Raw genomic sequence first — 18,716 nt, forward strand, 5'->3', positions numbered from 1 at the left:
CGAGAAATCTCCCAAAGACAATGCATTGCCCAGCTTGGGGGTCTATAACTGGACCTAGCGAGCGAGAGGGGACCATAAGATGGCAGATCGTAGTTTGCGCGGAATGCGCCTCGGCGCCCAGAGCCTTCAGAGCGAAGACGGCGTCGTATTTTCGGAACGAGCACGGTCGGTGTACCTGTGCCCGGAGTGTAACCACGAGACCGCGCTGATGTTCGCGGCCGACGCGGAAGCCCCGGACACCTGGGAATGCCGGCACTGCAGCGGCGAAGCGGTGCTGATGGTCGGTTCAGAACCGGTCGTCATCGACCGCTCAGATCAGAAGCAGGCCCGCACCCACTGGGACATGCTCCTTGAACGGCGCAGTCGGGACGAACTCGAGGAACTTCTCGAGGAGCGCCTGACGTTCCTGCGCGCACGTCGCGGCCAGCACAAGGTCGGAGCCTAAACACCGTCCACCATCCGGGCGTCAGCATTACGCTGGCGCCCGTTTTTCGTGCCGACAAGCAGGGCGACGATGAGCGCGCCGAGCCCGAAGAAGGACACCAGGGTTTCGATCTGGCCGCCGGCGACCATCGCCGGGGTCTTTCCCGAGACCAGCGGAACGTCGAACACCATGTGCCCGGGCTCGTACGCGGGGATCTCGGTGAGGGTGGCTCCGTCCGGGCCGATCATCTGGCTGGTGCCGACCGTCGACACGTTCACGACGCTCCGGGAGGCTTCGATCGCGCGGAGCCGGGCGATCGCCAGCTGCTGCTGGTTCTCGTCGGTCCGACCGAAGTCGGCGTTGTTGGTCTGGGCGATGATCACCTGGGCTCCCCGATCGACCGCCTCACGGGTCAGGGCGTCGTCGACGATGTCGAAGCAGATGGAGATCCCGGCGATCACGCCGTCGACGTCGAACACGTTGTCGCGGGTACCCGGCGTGTACTCCCGGCCGATCAGCCCGATCAGATCAGGCGCGAACGGTTCCCAGACCGCGCGGTCGGGCACGTATTCACCGAACGGGACAGGGTGACGTTTGTCGTAGTAGTCGACAGCGCCCTCACCCGCCTTCCAGAGCAGCGACGTGTTGTAGTAGCGCCCGTCCCGCTCCATGATCGTTCCGGCGATGATCGGGGCACCGGCCCGGGCACTGAGGTAGTCCAGGACGGATGCCGCCTGCGGCACGGTCACCGGGTCGAGGTCGGTGCCGTTCTCGGGCCAGACGATCATGTCGACCGGCGTGCCGATGAGGGGAAGGGTCGCGGAGGCCTGGGCGGAGAGAATGTCACCCGGTTCGCGCTCGTCGAAGTATCCGGCCTTGCCGTTGCCCTGCACGGCGGCGATGGCGGACGTGCCCTGCAGGAGAACCGGCCAGGCGGGCAGCGCAAGCACGACGGCGACGGCGGCTGCGGGGGCGAGAAGGCGCAGCGAGGGAATCGATACGTTGGGCTCGCGAAGGAACTGGAGCAGGAAGGCGACGAGCCAGACGACGATGAAGCTCAGCCCGCTGATGCCGATCCACGCGACCAGCGGGGCGAACGGGCTCTCCGACTGGCTGAGCGCAACCCTCCCCCACGCGAAGCCGCCGTACGGCCAGGTGCTGACGAGGGCTTCCCGGGCCGTCCACAGCCCGGCGACCACGAGCGGCAGCAGGCCCACCCGGCCGAGGGGCGTCGAGAAGACCTGCGGTATCCAGCGGAACGCGAGGGTGATCAGGAGTGCGCCGAGGGCGAAGAAGATCGACTCCAGCACCGACAGGGCGATCCAGGGAACCGGGCCGAGGTACAACGACACCCACGACACGTGGACCAGGTAGAACGACACGCCGGCGACGAACCCGGTGAGCAGCGCACCCCAGGCGCTGCGGCCGATCAGGACGATGAGGATCAGGCCGACGCCGACGAACGCGAGCGGCCAGATCCCCTTGTCCGGGAACCCGGCGTCGAGGACCGGTCCTGACGCCGCGGCAAGAACGACGGCGGCGGCGAGGGGTACGGGCGGGCGCGTCGGGGCTGTCACTCTTCCAGCCTATGGTGCCCAACCGGGCTCGGATCACACGGCGCTGTAGGCCACGATTCCCCGTCGGATCGCTTCGAGTGCTTTGCGCGCGTTGCGCCCGACGCCGCCGTCGGCGACGACCGAGAGCTGGTCGAGCAGGTCGATGGTCTGTTTCGTCCAGCGGACGAAGTCCCCAGCCGCCATGTCGGCCTCGGTCAGCACGACGTCGAGGCCCGAGCCGCGCGCCCACTTGTGCATGGCAACACACAGGCCGGTGGCGAGCGGTTCGCTGCCCGGGAGGCGGTTCTCCTGTTCGGTGTCGTCGAGCCGCGCCCAGAGGTCCTGTGTCTTGTCGAGCGCCACCCGGAATGCTCCCCGCGGCAGGAACCGGTCCGCCATCATTCCCTCGTCACGACGCGGTTCGAAGACGATGCAGCAGGCCATGGCCGCGAGGCTCGCCGGGTCGAGGTCGTTCCACACGCCCCGCCGCAGGGCTTCGGCCACGAGGAGGTCCCGTTCGCCGTAGATGCGCTTGAGGGTGCGGCCGGCTGCGCTCAGTTCGACCTCTCCTCCTTCGGCGGGAAGAAGGTACTCGTATTCGAGCAGAACGTCGGTCACCCGGTCGAAGATCTTGGCGACGGCGCCCGTCCGGGTCGAGATCTGCCTGCTGAGCTGGTCGGTCTGCCGTTTCAGGGTGAACCAGCGCTCAGCCCACCTCGCGTGCTGCTCCCTCTCGGCGCAGCCATGGCAGGGATGCGCCCGCATGCGCTTGCGCAGCGCGACGAGCTGGCGCTGGCGGCGATCGTTCTGCGACCGTGACTGGTGTTCTGGCGAGGTGTTCTTGCGTTCGAGGTCGGTGAGCTCCCGGCGGATTCCCGCATACTCGGTGAAGTCGCCGAGGTGGCAGGCCATGGCTTCGCGGTACTTCGACAGCGAGCCCTCCTGCTCCCGCACCTTGCGGGCCATCCCGACCACCGCACGGTCGGCCTGGAACTGGGCGAACGACGACTCGAGGATTTCGCGCGTGCGTTCCCGGCCGAACTGGTCGATGAGGTTCACGGCCATGTTGTAGGTGGGCTTGAAACTCGAGTTGAGCGGGTAGCTGCGCCGGGAGGCCAGCGATGCCACCGACTGTGGGTGCAGGCCTTCCTGCCAGGCGATGACCGCGTGCCCTTCCACGTCGATTCCGCGGCGGCCGGCGCGGCCGGTCAGCTGGGTGTACTCCCCCGGCGTGATGGGTACACGCGCTTCGCCGTTGAATTTCTCGAGTTTCTCGAGCACGACCGTGCGCGCCGGCATGTTGATGCCGAGGGCAAGCGTCTCGGTCGCGAACACAGCCTTCACCAGCTTGCGGCGGAACAGTTCCTCCACCACCTCCTTGAACGCAGGCAGCATGCCGGCGTGGTGGGCTGCGATGCCCCGCTCGAGCCCGTCGAGCCACTCCCAGTAGCCGAGCACGCCGAGGTCCTCGTCCTGCAGCGCAGAGCAGCGCTCCTCCACGATCTCGCGGATCTCGTCGCGTTCATGCGCATCGGTGAGACGGATGCCTGAGCGCAGCACCTGGGTGACGGCCTGGTCACAGCCCACCCGGCTGAAGATGAAGAAAATCGCCGGGAGCAGGTGGTGTTCATCGAGCAGCTCGACGACCTGGCCACGGTCGACGCGCTGCCCGGTGCGCTGGCCGCGTTTGGCGTTGTACCGGCTGACGTCGTTGTACTGTTTCGTGTTCAGCGACCGGCCGCCGAACTGCGCCATCCGCACCAGTTCGGGGTTGACGGAGGATGTCTCGGCGAGGCTCGGCGCCGCGAACAGGTCGATCAGTTTACCGCGCATGAGCACGTGCTGGTCGAGGGGCACCGGTCGCTCCTCCGAGACGATGACCTCCGTGTGGCCGCGGACGGCCTGAAGCCAGTCCCCGAACTCTTCGGCGTTCGACACGGTCGCGCTCAGCGACACCATCCTCACGTCCTGCGGGAGGTGGATGATCACCTCTTCCCATACCGCACCGCGGAACCGGTCCGCCAGGTAATGCACCTCGTCCATGACCACGTAGGCCAGGTCGGTGAGCAGGTCGGAGTCGGCGTAGAGCATGTTCCGGAGGACCTCGGTGGTCATCACCACAATGCGCGCCCGGGCATTGATGTTGGTGTCTCCGGTGAGCAGGCCGACGGATCCGGCGCCGTATTCGGCGACGAGTTCGTTGAACTTCTGGTTACTCAGCGCTTTCATCGGCGCCGTGTAGAAGACCTTCGACCGGGTACGCTGCATTGCCGCATAGATGGCGAACTCCGCGATGATCGTTTTGCCCGCACCGGTCGGGGCAGCGACGAGCACACTGTTGCCTGCTTCGACGCTCGCGCAGGCTTCGATCTGGAACGGGTCGAGGTCGAATCGCTGCCGCGCCCGGAAGGCATCGAGAAGCGGGGTTTTTCGTTGGGCGGCCGCGTAGCGCTCGGCTGGGGAAAGGTTGACGGTCACAGGGCCAATTCTGCCTCGAAGGCGAGCTGCCGTCTGGCGGCGCGACGGTCATGCAGGAAAGCGACTCCATAGGCGGCGAAGTACAGCAGGATCATCGGGATGGCCAGGATGAACATCGAGACGACGTCGGCGGCCGGGGTCGCGATGGCGCAGAACAGCGCGATCACGAGGATCGCCACCCGCCAGGACTTGATGATGGTCGCCGCGCTCAGGACACCGACGAAGTTGAGGAGCACCAGGAACACAGGAACGACGAAGGCGATGCCCACGGCGAGGACGAGTTTGAGCACGAAGTCGAAGTAGATTCCCGCATTGAAGAAGTTGGAGGCGTCCGCCGGGGTGAAACCGACCATCAGCTCGACGATGTGCGGCATGACGAACCAGCCGGCGGCGCACCCGGCGAGGAACAGCGGAACAGCGCTCAGCAGAAAACCCAGGGCGTACCCGATCTCCTTGCGCGTGAGCCCGGGCACGAGGAAAGCCCAGATCTGGTAGAGCCAGATCGGGCTGGAGACGACGATCCCGATCGTGAAGGCGACCTTCATCCGGAGGTCGAATGCGCCGGTGACATTGTCGAAGTTCAGCAGCGCCTGGCCGCGGTCGACGGCGATCTCCGTGATCGGGGTCGCCATGGCTGTGATGGCGAAGTCGGAGATGACAAAGCCGCCGATCATCGCTACGACGATACCGATGGCACTGATGAAGAGGCGCTTGCGAAGCTCGACCAGGTGCTCACCGAGCGACATCCGGCCGTCAGCGTTCCTGCCCCGTTTGATGCGGGCGGCCATGAACCCTACGGTTTCGTCTGGGATCCGGGAGCGCCCGTACCGGGGTTCACGATGGTCGGATCCGCGGGAGCCTGCGTTGCCGTGGGCGACACCGGCGGAACCGTGGTGTCAGCGGCGTTGAGGTCGGTGGTGTCCTTGTCGGTCTTGATCTCGCTCTTGAAGATCTTCATCGACTGGCCGACGCTCTTTGCCAGGGCGGGGAGCTTGGGAGCACCGAACAGAAGAAGCACGAGGAACACAATGACGAGCAGGTGCCACCCGCTGAACGCGTTGCCGAAGATTCCCATGATGTGTCCTTTGATCCTGTCTGTGTCCGCGCAAGTTTACCGCGCTGAACCCGGAATCTGCCTGAGTGGGCGTTACCGGTTCGTCCGCTCAGCGTAGCGGTCGAGAGCTGCCTGGGCCCAGTCGGCCACGCGGGCCCGAGCCGTGTCCGGACCGATCACCGTGACGACGCCGGAGAGACCGGCGATGAGCCGTTTGAGCCCGTGGTCGTGTGCCACGTGGAGTGTCACCCGTGACCGGCCGTTCCTGCCCGGGACCGGGGCATCCGTGGTGAGGTAGTCGGCGATCATGCCGATGGCATCGTCGGGGAGCTCGACGACGACGGCGAGGTCGGTGTCCGAGCTTTCGAACAGGCTCTCCGACAGGGCGACGTCGTGAGCGTGGTGACTGATCGGCTCATCGGTCGCGTCGAGGTTGCTCATGCGGTCGAGCCGGAAGGTCCTCACCGCCTGTCGGAGATGGTCCCAGCCGCGCAGGTACCAGTCCTGGTCGAGTGACTGGATGCGCAGGGGGTCCACCCGACGTTTCTCGGCTTCGCCCCGCGAGTTGAGGTAGTCGAATTCGATCTGGTGCCCGGCAGCGACGGAGTCGCGGATGAGCGCCAGGGTGGCGTCGACCTGGCTGGAACCGACGGCGACCTCGGACGGTCGGCCGCTCGAACCGAGGGCGAGCTTCGACATCAGGGTCCCGAGGACGTCCCGGTCGGCCTGCTCGGGCAGCGATGACAGGTACTGCAATCCCGCGAGAAGGGCGGCAGCCTCGCGGGCCGAGAACCGGGGAGAGTCGTCGATGGCCACGAGGTGGGTGATGACGATTTCGTCCTTCTCCTCGAACAGGTCCCAGTCGATGTCGAACAGGTCCTCGTGCTGGTAGGAGCTCGTCTCCCCCGGCACGCCGGAAACGGCGATGAGGCGCACCGACTCGCGGATCTGCTCCTCGTCCACGCCGAAGTGCCGGGCGGCATCCGCCACGCTGACGTGGCCGTGGTCCATGAGATAGGGCACCAGGGCCAGAAGAAAGGCGAGTTTGTCTCGTGCGTGCAGTGCGGGTTTAGCCACGGTTGCCCCCTGTTCCGGATCCGCCGCGGTGGGTCCTGACCGTTTTGACATGGCGGGCGACGACGGCGTCGACGAGACGCTGAGGCGATTCGACGAGGACCTCGGGGCCATACGCGGCGAGTTCGTCGGCGAGCACGTCCACGTCGGTGTAGTGCAGTTCGAGGGTTCCGTCGTCGACGGCGGATGCCCGCTTCGACAGCCGCGTGGCGGCATCCGTCCTCGGCTCCACCCGGATCACGGCGCGCTGCGACTCCCACAGGGCGTCGAGGGCGGCCAGTGAGCGTTCAGCGTGTCCGCCGCCTTCGGGCGGCGTCCACGTGCGGTGAACCTGCTGCACCGGTCCGACGATCCGGGAGAGCAGGAATGTCCGCCCGTCTCCGACATCGAGGTCATGGGCGGAGAGGTGCCACCGGCCGTGGTGCTGCACCAGGGCGAGCGGGGCGACCGTGCGGGTCTTCGCCGTCGACTCCCCCGGTTTCAGGTACGGAAAGGTGACGACGCTGTGGCGTTCGAGTGCCTGCCGGAGCGGCTCGAACGAGCTCTCCCGGATCCGGACGCGGGGTGCGTAGCCGATGACCGGTTCGTCGGATTCGATGCCGAGTGAACGGAGTTTGAGGATGGCCCGGCGGGACTCCGCTGACAGGGAACCCTGCCGCCAGACCGACGCAGCGAGGGAGAGCATGGCGATCTCGGCCGGCGAGAAGGTGAGTTCCTTGGGCAGGTCGTACTGACCCTTCGGGATGCGGTACCGGGTGAGCTGGTTGTTCCCCGGGTCTCCCGGCGCTTCGACGGTCTCCAGGGGGATGCCAAGCTCGCGGATGTCGTCCTTGTCGCGCTCGAACTGGCGCTCCAGGTTGGCATTGCTGCCCGCGCTGGAGAACCGCTGCCGGTATCCCTGCACCGTCGAGAGGATCTCGGACTTGGTCAGGCCCTGTTCGGTGGCGAGCAGGGCGAGCACGAGGCTGAAGAGTCGTTCTTCGACGGCGACGCGCGACCCCGCGGCTTCGGTGGGTTCCGGCATGACATCACACTCCTTGCGGCGGGCGGTGCCCGGCCTGTTGGGTCAGGGCAGTGCGCCGAGGATGTCGACGACGAACACGAGTGTCGAGTCCGCCGGGATGGCCGCGTTGGCCTGGTCGCCGTAGCCGAGCTCAGGCGGAATCACGGCGAGGACCTGCGATCCGACCTTCTTGCCCACGAGCGCCGTGCCCAGGCCGGGGATGATCCCATCGGAGGTGAAGACCGCCGGTGAACCGGTCTGCCAGGACGAGTCGAAGATCGTCTTTTCAGTCCAGAGCGCACCGGTGTAGTGGACGACCATTTCGGTGTCCTCGGCGATCACCTCGCCGTCACCCTCCTTGAGCACAGCGACCTTGAGTTCGCTCGGCGGGTCGGAGCTGGGGATGGTCAGACCCGGGGTGCCGTCTTCCGCGGTGACCACCGACGGGAACCCGGGTTCGAGCACGGGCCGGTCGGCGCCGTCCGCCTTCGCGAGGAAGACGTCGAAGACGTCGGCGACGATGACCGCGGTCTGGTCGCCTTCAGGAACCGTCATGGCGATCCGAGTTCCGGGGGTGGCGCAGGTCAGGGCCGACACGATGCCCGGGTGGAGCTGCGCCGGAAAATAGACTTCGGGCTCGGCGTACGCGCTCTGCTCGATCGGCTGACCGGTCGCGCCGTCGTAGAGGCCGAGGCTCATCCTGACGCTCTGGTCGCCGGTGAAGACGTGGTCCTCATCGTCGCCCTCGATGACGACGGTGCGTTCCGCCTGCTTTGCCTTCAGCGGCGTCCGCATGCTGACCGTCGGTGTCTCACCGAACGAGCCGGACACGTCGATCAGTTTCGACGCGGCGCCGTTCGGCGCCGACGGCTCGCAGGAATCCGCCGCAGACGGCGCGGCGCAGCCGGTGAGGGTGGCCATCAACAGGCCGGCGGACAGGAGCAGTGCTGGTGCCTTGCGCACGTGATCTCTCTTCGATGCTGGAGGGCGGATGCGAGTGGGTCGCGTGGCCATTTTAGTGGCTGGGGGTTTCGTCGGGTTCCGGGGGGCTGTCGGCGTCGCCCGCGGGCTCGCCGAACGACCGCGAGCGGCTGAGCTGCGCGGAATTGTTGGCGGTGCGGACGCGCTTGCGAAGGATCTTGGCGCTGACGTTCCGTTCGCCGAGGGCGCCTGGGGTCCACAGTTCCACATCGTCGTCGCTGAAGTCGGACTTACTCGGCCGACGCTTGAGCTCGGGCAGGATGGCGCCGTCGGCCAGCCGCCTGGCGGTGATCAGGAAGCCGGTGTGGCCGATCATGCGGTGATCGGGCCGCACGGCGAGGCCTTCGACGTGCCAGCCGCGGACGATCGTCTCGTTCGACTCCGGGTTGGTGAACTGGCCGGTGCCGCGGATGGCCTCGGCCACGCGCGAGAGCTGGGTCACCGTGGCGACGTAACAGAGGAGCACGCCGCCCGGTTTCATCGCGGTCGCGCACGCGTCGATGTTCTCCCACGGGGCGAGCATGTCGAGGACGACGCGGTCGACGGATGCCGGTTCGACCGTGTTCGGGAGGGAATCCGAGAGATCCCCCACCGAGACGCGCCAGTTGTCGGGGTCGTAGCCGAAGAAGGTGGCGACGTTCCCGCGGGCCACATCAGCGAACTCGTCGCGACGCTCGAACGATTCGAGCCGGCCGGTCGGGCCGATCGCGCGGAGCAGCCAGAGCGACAGGGCACCGGATCCGACACCGGCCTCGACGACCGTTGCGCCGGGAAAGATGTCGGCCTGGCCGACGATCTGGGCGGCATCCTTCGGGTAGATGATGGCGGCGCCGCGCGGCATCGACATGACGAAGTCGACCAGCAGCGGGCGGAGGGCCAGGTACTCGATGCCGTCGCTCGTGGTGATGACGGAGCCGTCGGGGAGGCCGATGATGCTGTCGTGGCCGACGATCCCGCGGTGGGTGTGGAATTCCTTGCCGTGCTCGAGCGTGATCGTGTTGCGCTTGCCCTTCGGGCCGGTGAGTTGCACACGGTCGCCGACCCGGAACGGCCCGGCGTTCTGCGGGCGTTCGTCGAGGGGACGCTCGGCGCTGGGTTCTGCGGTCATCGTGGGATTCCTTCGCTGCGTGAAGCGGCGAAGAGTGCCGTCACGTCTGTGATTGTTCTGCCGGCCAGGGTGGGCCAGATGGTGTGGGGGCCGTCGGGGATCGTCACCGCGTGCGGCACGGCGATCGAGACGGCGCCGGAGGCGACGGCGGATGCCAGGCCGGCGCGGGAGTCCTCGATGGCCACGCAGTCGAGGATCGAGACCCCGAGAAGCGACGCGGCGCGCAGGTACGGCTCGGGGTGGGGTTTCGGGTACTCGACCTCGTCGCCGGGAACGAGGACGTCGAACGCCGGAAAGTCGAGGTGCGAGAGCACCTGCTCCGCCATCGCCCGGATCGACATGGTCACGAGCGCGGTCTTCACACCGCGGTCTCGAAGCTCCTTGAGCAGTTCCCTGGCGCCGGGTCGGAAGGGGACCCCGTCCTTCGCGAGCCGGTCCCGCACTCGGCCGGTGAGGTGCTGCACGATGTCGTCTTCAGGCAGGTCGACACCGTGGGACTGGAGGATCCGAGCGGACTCCCACAACCCGGAACCGACGAGCGTCATGGCGTCCTCGTAGGTCCAGGTGTGGCCGAAGGATTCGACCAGATCCGTCTCCGCGGTGATCCAGTACGGTTCGGTATCGACGAGTGTGCCGTCCATGTCCCAGAGGACGGCGGCGGGAAGCTGTGTAGTCACGGGTTTCAATGCTACCCGGGAACGGACTGCGCCTATTCTTGGAAGATGCCCGTGACATCTCGCGGGCGCATCCACGGAATGGGGAACTCTTGCTCAAGGGTCGACTACTTGTTGTCGCGTTCGAAGGCTGGAACGACGCCGGCGAAGCGGCGACGGGCGCCGTCCGGGTGCTCCAGGAACAGCTCGACGTGGCGCCGCTGCTCGAACTGGACCCCGAATTGTACTACGACTACCAGTTCAACCGCCCCGTGATCGGCATCGACGACGACGCCAGACGTCGCCTCAGTTGGCCGACGACAACCCTGTACGGTCCGTCAGCCCCGCTGGTTCCGGTTGAACCTCTCGCGGACGACGCGAACCTGAACGTCTCCGGTGACAACGGCGGCAACATCTACCTCCTGGTCGGTGTGGAGCCCTCCCGCAGCTGGAAGGCGTTCACGGCCGAGATCGTCGACGCCGCCCTCGCGGCAGACATCTCCGCCGTCGTCTTCCTCGGAGCGATGCTGGCCGATGTACCCCACACCAGACCCATCTCGATCTTCACGTCGAGCGAGAACCCCGAGGTGCGGGCGGAGTTGCAGGTCGAACGGAGCGTGTACGAAGGGCCGGTGGGTATCCTCAGCGTCGTGGCCGAGGCAGCTGAGGACGCCGGCATCCCGACCCTCGCGATCTGGGCATCCGTGCCTCACTACGTCCACAACGCACCGTCGCCGAAGGCGGTGCTCGCCCTCATCGACAAGCTCGAGGAGATCGTCGACGTCGTGATTCCCCGCGGCGACCTGGTCGAGGAGGCCGCCGAGTGGGAGCAGGGCATCGACGCGCTCGCGAGCGAGGACGAAGACATGGCGGCGTACATCCGCCAGCTCGAGCAGGCGCGAGACACCGTCGAATCGCCGGAGGCCAGCGGTGAAGCGATCGCGAAAGAGTTCGAACGTTACCTGCGGCGGTCGGCGGACGGCAAGGGCGACGGGCGCAACGAGCCCCCGACTCCCCGCTGAAGCCGTCCTCGTTAGAGGGCGACCCCGAGCAGCGCCGAAATCGCGCGCCGCAACAGAGCCGGGTCGTCGACGCCGAGAGCCACGGCGGAGTCGATCTGGGCAAGGGCCTTCGGCGTGTTCAGGTCGACACGGAGCGACTCGCGCACGGTAGCCAGGACCTCCAGCGCGGGCAGGTCGCCCGTTCCGGTGTCTCCGGAGAGGCGGGAACACCAGGTGGCGAGCCGGTCCTGGGCGGTCTCGAGGGCGCTGTCTGTCCACTCCCAGTCCGAGCGGTAGTGGTGCGCGAGCAGAGTCAGCCGGATCGCGCGCGCGTCGACGCCCGCTGCCAGCAGCTTCGACACGAGGACCAGGTTGCCGAGCGACTTCGACATCTTCTCGCCCTGGTAGGCGACCATCCCGGTGTGGCTGTACACCTTCGCGAGCGGATGCCCGCTCAACGCGGCAGCGTGGCCTGCGCTCATTTCATGGTGCGGGAACACGAGATCTGAGCCGCCGCCCTGCACGGTGAAGTCACGGCCGAGTTCCATCAGGGCGATCACGGAGCATTCGATGTGCCAGCCCGGCCGGCCGGCGCCGACGGCGCTTGCCCAGGACGGCTCACCGTCACGGGCCGCACGCCAGAGCAACGGGTCGAGGACATCGCGTTTTCCGTCGCGGTCGGGGTCTCCCCCGCGTTCCCGGAAGAGCTCCTCCATGACCGCGGAATCCAGGTTGCTGATGTTCCCGAGGGCCCAGAGGTCGTCGTCGGCGGCGAGGGCGCAGTCGAAGTAGATGTCGGATCCCGCGGAGCTGTCGGGCGTCGGCACTTCGTACGCCACCCCGGCGGCGACGAGGCGGCGCACGGCGTCGGCGATCTCGTCGAGTACTTCGGTCACGGCGACGTAGTCCTCGGGCGGGAGGATGCTCAGCGCTTCCATGTCGCGGCGGAACAGGTCCACCTGGCTCGCGGCGAGGTCCTGCCAGTCCACCCCGGTGGCGGCAGCCCGTTCCAGGAGCGGGTCGTCGATGTCGGTGACGTTCTGGGCGAAGTGCACTTCGAGACCGGCGTCGAGCCACACCCGCTGCAGGGTGTCGTAGGCGAGGTACGTCGCAGCATGGCCCATGTGGGTGGCGTCGTACGGGGTGATGCCACAGACGTAGATCCGTGCGGTGTCGCCGGTGTGCGCCTCCACAAGCCCACGCGTCGCCGTGTCATAGAGGCACGGCGCCGAGGAAAGGCCGGGAAGGGTCGGGATCTCAGGTCTGTTCCATGCCTTCACCGTCCCAGCCTAATCCGGTCGGCGGGGGCCGAAAGACGCGCCGCTGGTCAGACACCCGACGGTGAGATACCGAAAAGAGCTCGCTGGGCGGCCGAGACGGCCGATCAGCGAGCCCTTTCTGGTGTCTCGCGGGTTACACGGCGTCGAGCACTCCGGTACCGAGCAGGGCGAACAGCACGAGGCCGAGTGCGATCCGGTAGGCCACGAACGGCATGAAGCTGCGCTTCGAGATGTAGCTCATGAAGAACTTGATCACGACAAGGGCCACGACGAACGCGACGGCGGTCGCGACGAGGGTCTCGAGCGGGCCGTAGATCTCCGGTTTGCAGTCGGTGGCGCCGGGCAGGCACGGGTCGGCGATGGACTTGAAAATCTGGAAGAACCCGCTGCCGACCACCGCGGGAATGGCGAGGAGGAACGCGTAGCGCGCGGCTGAAGCGCGGTCGTAGCCGAGGAACAAGCCGGCGGTGATGGTGCCGCCTGAACGGGAGACACCGGGGATCAGGGCGAGCGCCTGGGCGAAGCCGAAGATGATTCCGTCACGGTAGCCAAGGTTCTCGAGTTTGAGGTTCTTGCGGCCGATCCAGTCGGCAACGCCGAGGAGGATGCCGAAACCGATGAGCATCGACGCGGTGAACCACAGCGACCGGAGCGTCGTCTCGATCTGGTCCTGGAAGAGCAGACCGAGCACGACGATCGGCAGTGAGCCGAGGATGATCAGCCAGCCCATTCGCGCATCAGGGTCGTTGCGCGGAATCTTGCCGACCAGTGCCTTGCACCAGGCGCCGATGATGCGGGTGATGTCACCCCAGAACAGGATGATGACGGCGAGTTCGGTGCCGATCTGGGTGATGGCGGTGAACCGCGCGCCCGGGTCTTCGCCGGTGCCGAGGAACTCCCCGACGATGCGCAGATGGGCGCTCGACGATACCGGGAGGAATTCGGTCAGGCCCTGTACAAGGCCAAGGATGATCGCGTTGAGAAAGTCCACGGGTGAAGAATGTCCTGCCGTTGAAGGGTTAGTAGCTGCGGAGGAGATCCGTTAGAACCCGCCTGCCAAAGACTAATGCGTCGAGCGGGACCCGTTCGTCGACGCCGTGGAACATCGCCGGGAAGTCGAGGTCCTCAGGCAGCCGCAGGGGCGCGAAACCGTAGCCGGTGATGCCGAGCTTCGACAGCGCCTTGTTGTCGGTTCCTGCCGGCAGCAGGTACGGCAGGACGTCCGCGCCCGGGTCGTGGGCGGCGAGGGTCCCGCGGATGGCGTCGATGAGCGGTCCGGAGAACTCGTTCTCGAGGCCGACGTCGCGGTGCATCACCTCGATTTCGACGTCGGGCCCGACGAGTTCCTGCACGGCGGCGAGGACGGCATCCTCTTCACCCGGAAGCGTGCGGATGTCGACGAGCGCCTCCGCCGTGTCAGGCACGACGTTGTGTTTGTACCCGGCGGTCAGCACCGTCGGGTTGGTGGTCGTGCGGAGCGACGCCTGGATGAACCCGGATGCCGTACCGGTCGCGAGGGCGAGTTCGTCCGGTCCGAGCGCTTGCGGTTCGACGCCGAGGATGCGCGCCACCTCCCCCAGCAGCGCCGTGGTGGTCGCGGTGAGCCGGATCGGCCAGTCCTGCCTGCCGACGGCGGCCACGGCCTCGGCGAGCCGGGTGATGGCATTCTCCGGGACGACGCGGGAGCCGTGCGCGGCAGGGCCGCGGGCGATGAGCTTGACCCAGAGGAGCGTCTTCTCACCGGTCTGCACGAGGTAGGCCCGTTTGCCGTCGATCGAGATCGAATACCCGCCGACTTCGCTGATCGCTTCGGTCGCCCCGGCGAACAGTTCGGGGCGGGTGTCGACGAGGTAGTGCGAACCGTACACGCCGCCGTTCTCCTCGTCGGCGAAGAACGCGAGGATGAGGTCGCGTGCGGGCCGCTCCCCCGCCCGCAGCAACTCGGCGACGGCGGTGAGGATCATCGCATTCATGTTCTTCATGTCGACGGCGCCGCGGCCCCAGAGCATCCCGTCCTTGATCTCCCCTGCGAACGGGTCGACGCTCCAGTTCGCGGGGTCGGCGGGGACGACGTCGAGGTGGCCGTGCACGACGAGGGCCCCGAGCGAGCTGTCCCGCCCGGCGACCCGGGCGATCACGCTGGTGCGTCCGGGTTCCGAGTCGAACAGCTCCGGTTCCAGTCCGAGTTCGCGGAGGTAGTTCGCGACGTACTCGGCCGCCGCCGTCTCGCCCTTGGAGCGTCCTTCACCGTAATTGGTGGTGTCGATGCGGATGAGGTCGCGGGCCACGCTCACCGTCTCATCGAGTTCGGCGGGAGTTTCGGACGGGCTGGAGGCGGCGGAAAGCATGCCCCCACGCTACCGTCCGAGTGGTTTGTCCCACGTGCAAACACCGACCGAAAACCGTGCTAAAGTTTTACCTCGGCGCCGGTAATACTGCGGTGCCGAACACATGCGCGGGTGGCGGAAATGGCAGACGCGCTAGCTTGAGGTGCTAGTGCCCTTACGGGCGTGGGGGTTCAAGTCCCCCTTCGCGCACACTGTGTTGAGACAGTAGAAGAGCCGGACCAGAAATGGTCCGGCTCTTCGCTGTTAACCGGCGTTCAGGGGCACACCGGCGCTGGCAGGTCGATGCGCCCGGCTGTCGCCGACTTCGGGTAGATGCGTGTGATCGACAACACAGCATCCACATCTCCCTCGTTGCTGACGTAGTGGGGCCCGACCTCCGTGAACGCCTCATTGACGGTGAATTCTTCCCCCTCACCACAGCCGGTCTGGCGAATGACTGTCCCGGATTTCACCACGACGATGACGATCCCGGGGTGGGCGTGCCAGCCGGAGAAGCTCCCAGGCGGGTAGGTGAGTTCGAAGGTTGTGACTGATGTTTCGGTCTTCGTCTTCAGCTCGACTTTGTCCTGCGAAACCTTGTGTGGCCCACTGCTCGTTCCGTCGAGCGTTCCCGTCACCGGAGGTGTCCGGGTGAGACCGGGCGACTCGGGGGTGGCCACGGCCCCTGACGCGAGACCGACGGTGCAGAGGAGGGCGGCCAGTCCCGCCGCCACGGCGAACTTCTGTGTTCTCTTCATGTGTTTTACCTGCGCTTATGAATTGAGCGAAGGACGACGGGGTCGTCCGTCCTGGCTGAGAGCAGCCGGGGTGTTCGGGCGTCCCGAGGTGGGCATCTCCCGGGTCGGTCCAGCCCTGGGGCGGGGCGGCGCGGCGATTTCACGCACATTGTGGTCCGCCCGGTTCACACTGTCAACCGGGCCGAGGCAGCGGGTCAGCGCCGGCCGCTCATCTTCTTCCGCAGCCATTCGATCCGGGATTGCAACTGGGTGACGCTCGCCTGTTGTACGGCAGGCCCGCCGCACATCCGCCGCAGCTCCGCGTGCACGAGACCGTGCGGCTGGCCGACGGTTTTGGCGTACAGCCCGACGAGGCTGTTGAGCAGGCTCCGTTGTTCCTTGAGCGTGCGATACAGCGGCGGCGGAACATCCGTCGACGGCTCGGCGGGGGCCTGCTGGGCTTTCGTCGACGAGCGCTTCGCCTGGCGCGCCTGGCGCTGGGTCAGCAGTTCGTGCACCTGCTCGGGTTCGAGCAGCCCGGGCAGCCCGATGAAGTCCAGTTCCTCTTCGGTGCCCGGTTCGGCCCACTGGCCGAATTCGTCGCCGTCGTAGACGACCCGGTCGAAGGTGGCCGACGATGACATCGCCTCGTATTTGACGTCGTCGCCGAGGGCATCCGACCCCTTCGACTCACGGTTCGCCTCGGCGACCATCGCGTCCTCGGGGTTCCACAGGTCGCCTTCGCCGCTGCCGTCGCTCTTGCGGTCGAGCGCGTGGTCGCGCTCCAGTTCGAGCTGGGTGGCGAGGTTCATCAGGTTCGGAACGTCGGGGAGAAAAACGGATGCCGTCTCGCCGCGGCGCCGGGCCCGCACGAACCGGCCGATCGCCTGGGCGAAGAACAGCGGTGTCGACGCGCTCGTCGCGTACACGCCGACGGCGAGGCGGGGTACGTCGACGCCCTCGGAGACCATCCGGACGGCGACCATCCAGCGGCTGGTGCCGCTCGAGAACTCGTCGATCCGGTCGCTGGACTCCTTCTCATCGGAGAGCACAACGGTGGGGCTTTCGCCGGTGATGTTGGTGAGGATGGCTGCGTAGGCGCGCGCGGAGGTCTGGTCGGTCGCGATGACGAGCCCGCCGGCATCCGGGATGCCGTGGCGCACCTCGCTGAGCCTCCGGTCGGCCGCCTGCAGCACCTGGGGAATCCACTCCCCCGCCGGGTCCAGCGCCGTGCGCCAGGCCTGCGAGGTGATGTCCTTGGTGTTGCCCTCGCCGAGCCGGGCTTCCATTTCATCGCCGGCGTTGGTGCGCCAGCGCATGTGACCGGCGTAGACCATGAACATCACGGGGCGCACGACGCCGTCGGCGAGGGCACGCCCGTAGCCGTAGTTGTAATCGGTCAGCGAGGTGCGGATGCCCTGCGCATCGGGCAGGTAGGTCACGAACGGGATCGGGGCGGTGTCGGAGCGGAACGGCGTCCCGGTCAGCGACAGGCGCCGGGTGGCCGGGTCGAAGGCCTCACGGATGGCGTCGCCCCAGCTCAGGGCGTCCCCGCCGTGGTGCACCTCGTCGAGGATGACGAGGGTCTTCGACGACGCGGTGATGTCCCGGTGCAACGCAGCCCGGACGGCGACCTGCGCGTAAGTGACGACGACCCCGTGGTAGTGCCTCCCGTACCGCCCGGCGGCGTTCGTAAAGGTGGGGTCCAGCCGGATGCCTGCGCGGTGTGCGGCATCCGCCCACTGCCGTTTGAGGTGCTCGGTCGGTGCGACGACGGTGATGCGGTCGACGGTCCGGCGGGCGAGCAGTTCGGCGGCGAGCCGGAGGGCGAACGTGGTCTTCCCCGCGCCCGGTGTCGCCGCGGCCAGGAAGTCCTTCGGCTCGGTGGCGAAGTAGGTGGTGATCGCCTCTTCCTGCCACGCGCGCAACTTTGAGACGGTGCCCCAGGCGGCTCGTTCGGGGAATGCGGGCGAGAGATGCTCGGCGGCGGAGGTTCCGATTCGGAGTCCTGTTGCGGCATCCATGGTCGCCGTCTCCCCCGAAGAAATCTCTGTGCTCACTTGACGGTAACCTACCCTTTTTGCCTCCGACGGGCGAACCGAGGGGGGTGCCCTGGCGTGGCGGCCGGGGGTAGCATCACCCGGATGGGAGGGAGAACGCGTGAACGACACCAGGGACGACAAAGGACAGAACTTCACGTACCTCGAAGGCGTCGGCGACAGGTTCAGGCCGCGACCGCACCCGTGGTCGCGCTATGTGGCCGTCGGCGACTCGTTCACCGAGGGAATCGGTGACCCGGAGCCCAGCCTGCCCGGCGGCCACCGGGGATGGGCGGACCGGGTCGCTGAGGTCCTCGCACAGGGGGTCGAGGACTTCGCCTACGCGAACCTCGCCGTCCGCGGCAAACTCATCGCGCAGATCGTCGCCGAACAGGTCGAGCCGGCACTCGACCTGCACCCCGACCTGATCTCGATCTCCGCTGGCGGGAACGACATGATCCGCCCGGGATCCGATCCCGACCTGACGGCTGCTCGGATGGAGGAGGGGGTCCGCCGGTTGCGGCGGGACAACGCCACGGTCGTCATGTTCACCGCCGTGGACGTGGGCTTCTCGCCCGTCTTCCGTGGGATTCGGGGCAAGGTGGCCATTTACAACGAGAACCTCCGTGCGGTCGCCGCGAAGTACGACTGCATCGTGGCCGACCTGTGGTCGCTGACCGACGTGCAGGACACCCGCATGTGGTCACCGGACCGACTGCACCTCAACGCCCTCGGGTACCACACCGTCGCCCGGATGGTGCTTGACGCGCTCGCGGTCGAGAACGACCTCCAACCGCTCAAGCCCGAACCGATGCCGTTGTCGACGTGGCGCCAGGCGCGGACGTCCGACCTTGCCTGGGCCCGGGAGTACCTCGTTCCCTGGGTGATCCGTCGCATCCGCCACCAGTCGTCAGGGGACTTCGTCACCGCCAAACGGCCGATCGCCGAACGGTACACCCGCTCAGAGGAGTGAGGGCGGGCGTTCGGCGCTCGAGAATGGG

17 protein-coding genes and 1 tRNA gene are annotated in these 18,716 nt (G+C 67.1%); 4 read left to right on the forward strand and 14 right to left on the reverse strand.

What is annotated here, in order from left to right; translation table 11 throughout:
* Positions 1–79 precede the first annotated feature (79 nt).
* Entirely contained in the window at positions 80–445 is a 366-nt protein-coding gene (locus ABIE24_RS00745; protein ID WP_354495834.1) for an RNA polymerase-binding protein RbpA, read from the forward strand.
* Here ABIE24_RS00745 and lnt read toward each other — a convergent pair.
* From lnt to ABIE24_RS00790, 9 genes are all read right to left on the reverse strand, one after another.
* Entirely contained in the window at positions 442–2,001 is a 1,560-nt protein-coding gene (gene lnt, locus ABIE24_RS00750; protein ID WP_354495836.1) for an apolipoprotein N-acyltransferase, read from the reverse strand. The genes ABIE24_RS00745 and lnt overlap by 4 nt on opposite strands.
* Positions 2,002–2,034: 33 nt before the next feature.
* The gene (locus tag ABIE24_RS00755; protein WP_354495838.1) at positions 2,035–4,458 is read right to left on the reverse strand and encodes a DEAD/DEAH box helicase; all 2,424 of its coding nucleotides are present in this window, start codon (positions 4,456–4,458) and stop codon (positions 2,035–2,037) included.
* Positions 4,455–5,204 carry a twin-arginine translocase subunit TatC gene (gene tatC, locus ABIE24_RS00760; protein WP_354496416.1) on the reverse strand — a complete coding sequence of 250 codons (750 nt, stop codon included), beginning with the start codon at positions 5,202–5,204 and terminating at the stop codon, positions 4,455–4,457. The genes ABIE24_RS00755 and tatC overlap by 4 nt, the downstream gene beginning before the upstream one ends.
* A gap of 47 nt (positions 5,205–5,251) precedes the next feature.
* Complete coding sequence (gene tatA, locus ABIE24_RS00765; protein ID WP_354495839.1) at positions 5,252–5,533, reverse strand: twin-arginine translocase TatA/TatE family subunit; 282 nt, start codon at positions 5,531–5,533, stop codon at positions 5,252–5,254.
* A 72-nt stretch (positions 5,534–5,605) separates the two neighbouring features.
* Positions 5,606–6,589 carry a helix-turn-helix transcriptional regulator gene (locus ABIE24_RS00770; RefSeq protein ID WP_354495840.1) on the reverse strand — a complete coding sequence of 328 codons (984 nt, stop codon included), beginning with the start codon at positions 6,587–6,589 and terminating at the stop codon, positions 5,606–5,608.
* On the reverse strand, positions 6,582–7,610 hold the full coding sequence (locus tag ABIE24_RS00775; protein WP_354495842.1) for a helix-turn-helix transcriptional regulator: 1,029 nt from the start codon (positions 7,608–7,610) through the stop codon (positions 6,582–6,584). Before ABIE24_RS00775 ends, ABIE24_RS00770 begins: the two co-directional genes overlap by 8 nt.
* A gap of 42 nt (positions 7,611–7,652) precedes the next feature.
* Positions 7,653–8,552, reverse strand: a complete 900-nt coding sequence (locus tag ABIE24_RS00780; protein WP_354495843.1) for an FKBP-type peptidyl-prolyl cis-trans isomerase — start codon at positions 8,550–8,552, stop codon at positions 7,653–7,655.
* Positions 8,553–8,604: 52 nt separating this feature from the next.
* Complete coding sequence (locus ABIE24_RS00785; RefSeq protein ID WP_354495845.1) at positions 8,605–9,678, reverse strand: tRNA (adenine-N1)-methyltransferase; 1,074 nt, start codon at positions 9,676–9,678, stop codon at positions 8,605–8,607.
* Complete coding sequence (locus ABIE24_RS00790; RefSeq protein ID WP_354495847.1) at positions 9,675–10,355, reverse strand: HAD family hydrolase; 681 nt, start codon at positions 10,353–10,355, stop codon at positions 9,675–9,677. The genes ABIE24_RS00785 and ABIE24_RS00790 overlap by 4 nt, the downstream gene beginning before the upstream one ends.
* Before the next feature lie 38 nt (positions 10,356–10,393).
* On the opposite strand from ABIE24_RS00790, the gene ABIE24_RS00795 reads away from it, so the two are divergent.
* Positions 10,394–11,353 carry a proteasome assembly chaperone family protein gene (locus tag ABIE24_RS00795; RefSeq protein WP_354495848.1) on the forward strand — a complete coding sequence of 320 codons (960 nt, stop codon included), beginning with the start codon at positions 10,394–10,396 and terminating at the stop codon, positions 11,351–11,353.
* 11 nt (positions 11,354–11,364) lie between these two features.
* Here the strand turns inward: ABIE24_RS00795 and mshC are convergent, their stop codons facing one another.
* The 3 genes from mshC to ABIE24_RS00810 all read right to left on the reverse strand — a co-directional run bounded on the left by mshC (position 11,365) and on the right by ABIE24_RS00810 (position 14,960).
* Positions 11,365–12,612 (reverse strand): cysteine--1-D-myo-inosityl 2-amino-2-deoxy-alpha-D-glucopyranoside ligase, encoded by a 1,248-nt coding sequence (mshC, locus tag ABIE24_RS00800; protein WP_354495850.1) that lies wholly within the window; start codon positions 12,610–12,612, stop codon positions 11,365–11,367.
* 133 nt (positions 12,613–12,745) lie between these two features.
* Entirely contained in the window at positions 12,746–13,603 is an 858-nt protein-coding gene (locus tag ABIE24_RS00805) for an undecaprenyl-diphosphate phosphatase (RefSeq protein ID WP_354495852.1), read from the reverse strand.
* Between the two features lie 28 nt (positions 13,604–13,631).
* Positions 13,632–14,960, reverse strand: coding sequence for a M20/M25/M40 family metallo-hydrolase (locus ABIE24_RS00810; RefSeq protein WP_354495854.1), 1,329 nt, complete (start codon positions 14,958–14,960; stop codon positions 13,632–13,634).
* Between the two features lie 105 nt (positions 14,961–15,065).
* Here ABIE24_RS00810 and ABIE24_RS00815 point away from each other — a divergent pair.
* Positions 15,066–15,149 (forward strand) — tRNA-Leu (locus ABIE24_RS00815).
* Between the two features lie 65 nt (positions 15,150–15,214).
* On the opposite strand, the gene ABIE24_RS00820 is transcribed toward ABIE24_RS00815, so the two are convergent.
* Together ABIE24_RS00820 and ABIE24_RS00825 are read right to left on the reverse strand one after the other, a co-directional pair.
* On the reverse strand, positions 15,215–15,697 hold the full coding sequence (locus ABIE24_RS00820; protein ID WP_354495855.1) for a cupin domain-containing protein: 483 nt from the start codon (positions 15,695–15,697) through the stop codon (positions 15,215–15,217).
* A 194-nt stretch (positions 15,698–15,891) separates the two neighbouring features.
* Positions 15,892–17,700: a DEAD/DEAH box helicase gene (locus ABIE24_RS00825; protein ID WP_354496418.1), complete on the reverse strand. Its 1,809-nt coding sequence runs from the start codon at positions 17,698–17,700 to the stop codon at positions 15,892–15,894.
* A gap of 232 nt (positions 17,701–17,932) precedes the next feature.
* Between ABIE24_RS00825 and ABIE24_RS00830 the strand changes: the two genes are divergently transcribed.
* Complete coding sequence (locus ABIE24_RS00830) at positions 17,933–18,688, forward strand: SGNH/GDSL hydrolase family protein (RefSeq protein ID WP_354496420.1); 756 nt, start codon at positions 17,933–17,935, stop codon at positions 18,686–18,688.
* Positions 18,689–18,716: the final 28 nt, after the last annotated feature.

It is taken from the genome of Mycetocola sp. 2940 (assembly GCF_040548835.1).
Lineage (GTDB): Bacteria > Actinomycetota > Actinomycetes > Actinomycetales > Microbacteriaceae > Mycetocola_A.

Bases quoted from the DNA above. Each gene is read 5' to 3' on its own strand.
- tatC (WP_354496416.1), bottom strand. From the start codon at position 5,204: ATGTCGCTCGGTGAGCACCTGGTCGAGCTTCGCAAGCGCCTCTTCATC.
- ABIE24_RS00810 (WP_354495854.1), bottom strand. From the start codon at position 14,960: ATGCTTTCCGCCGCCTCCAGCCCGTCCGAAACTCCCGCCGAACTCGAT.
- ABIE24_RS00825 (WP_354496418.1), bottom strand. From the start codon at position 17,700: ATGGATGCCGCAACAGGACTCCGAATCGGAACCTCCGCCGCCGAGCAT.
- ABIE24_RS00820 (WP_354495855.1), bottom strand. From the start codon at position 15,697: ATGAAGAGAACACAGAAGTTCGCCGTGGCGGCGGGACTGGCCGCCCTC.
- ABIE24_RS00745 (WP_354495834.1), top strand. From the start codon at position 80: ATGGCAGATCGTAGTTTGCGCGGAATGCGCCTCGGCGCCCAGAGCCTT.
- ABIE24_RS00775 (WP_354495842.1), bottom strand. From the start codon at position 7,610: ATGCCGGAACCCACCGAAGCCGCGGGGTCGCGCGTCGCCGTCGAAGAA.
- ABIE24_RS00785 (WP_354495845.1), bottom strand. From the start codon at position 9,678: ATGACCGCAGAACCCAGCGCCGAGCGTCCCCTCGACGAACGCCCGCAG.
- tatA (WP_354495839.1), bottom strand. From the start codon at position 5,533: ATGGGAATCTTCGGCAACGCGTTCAGCGGGTGGCACCTGCTCGTCATT.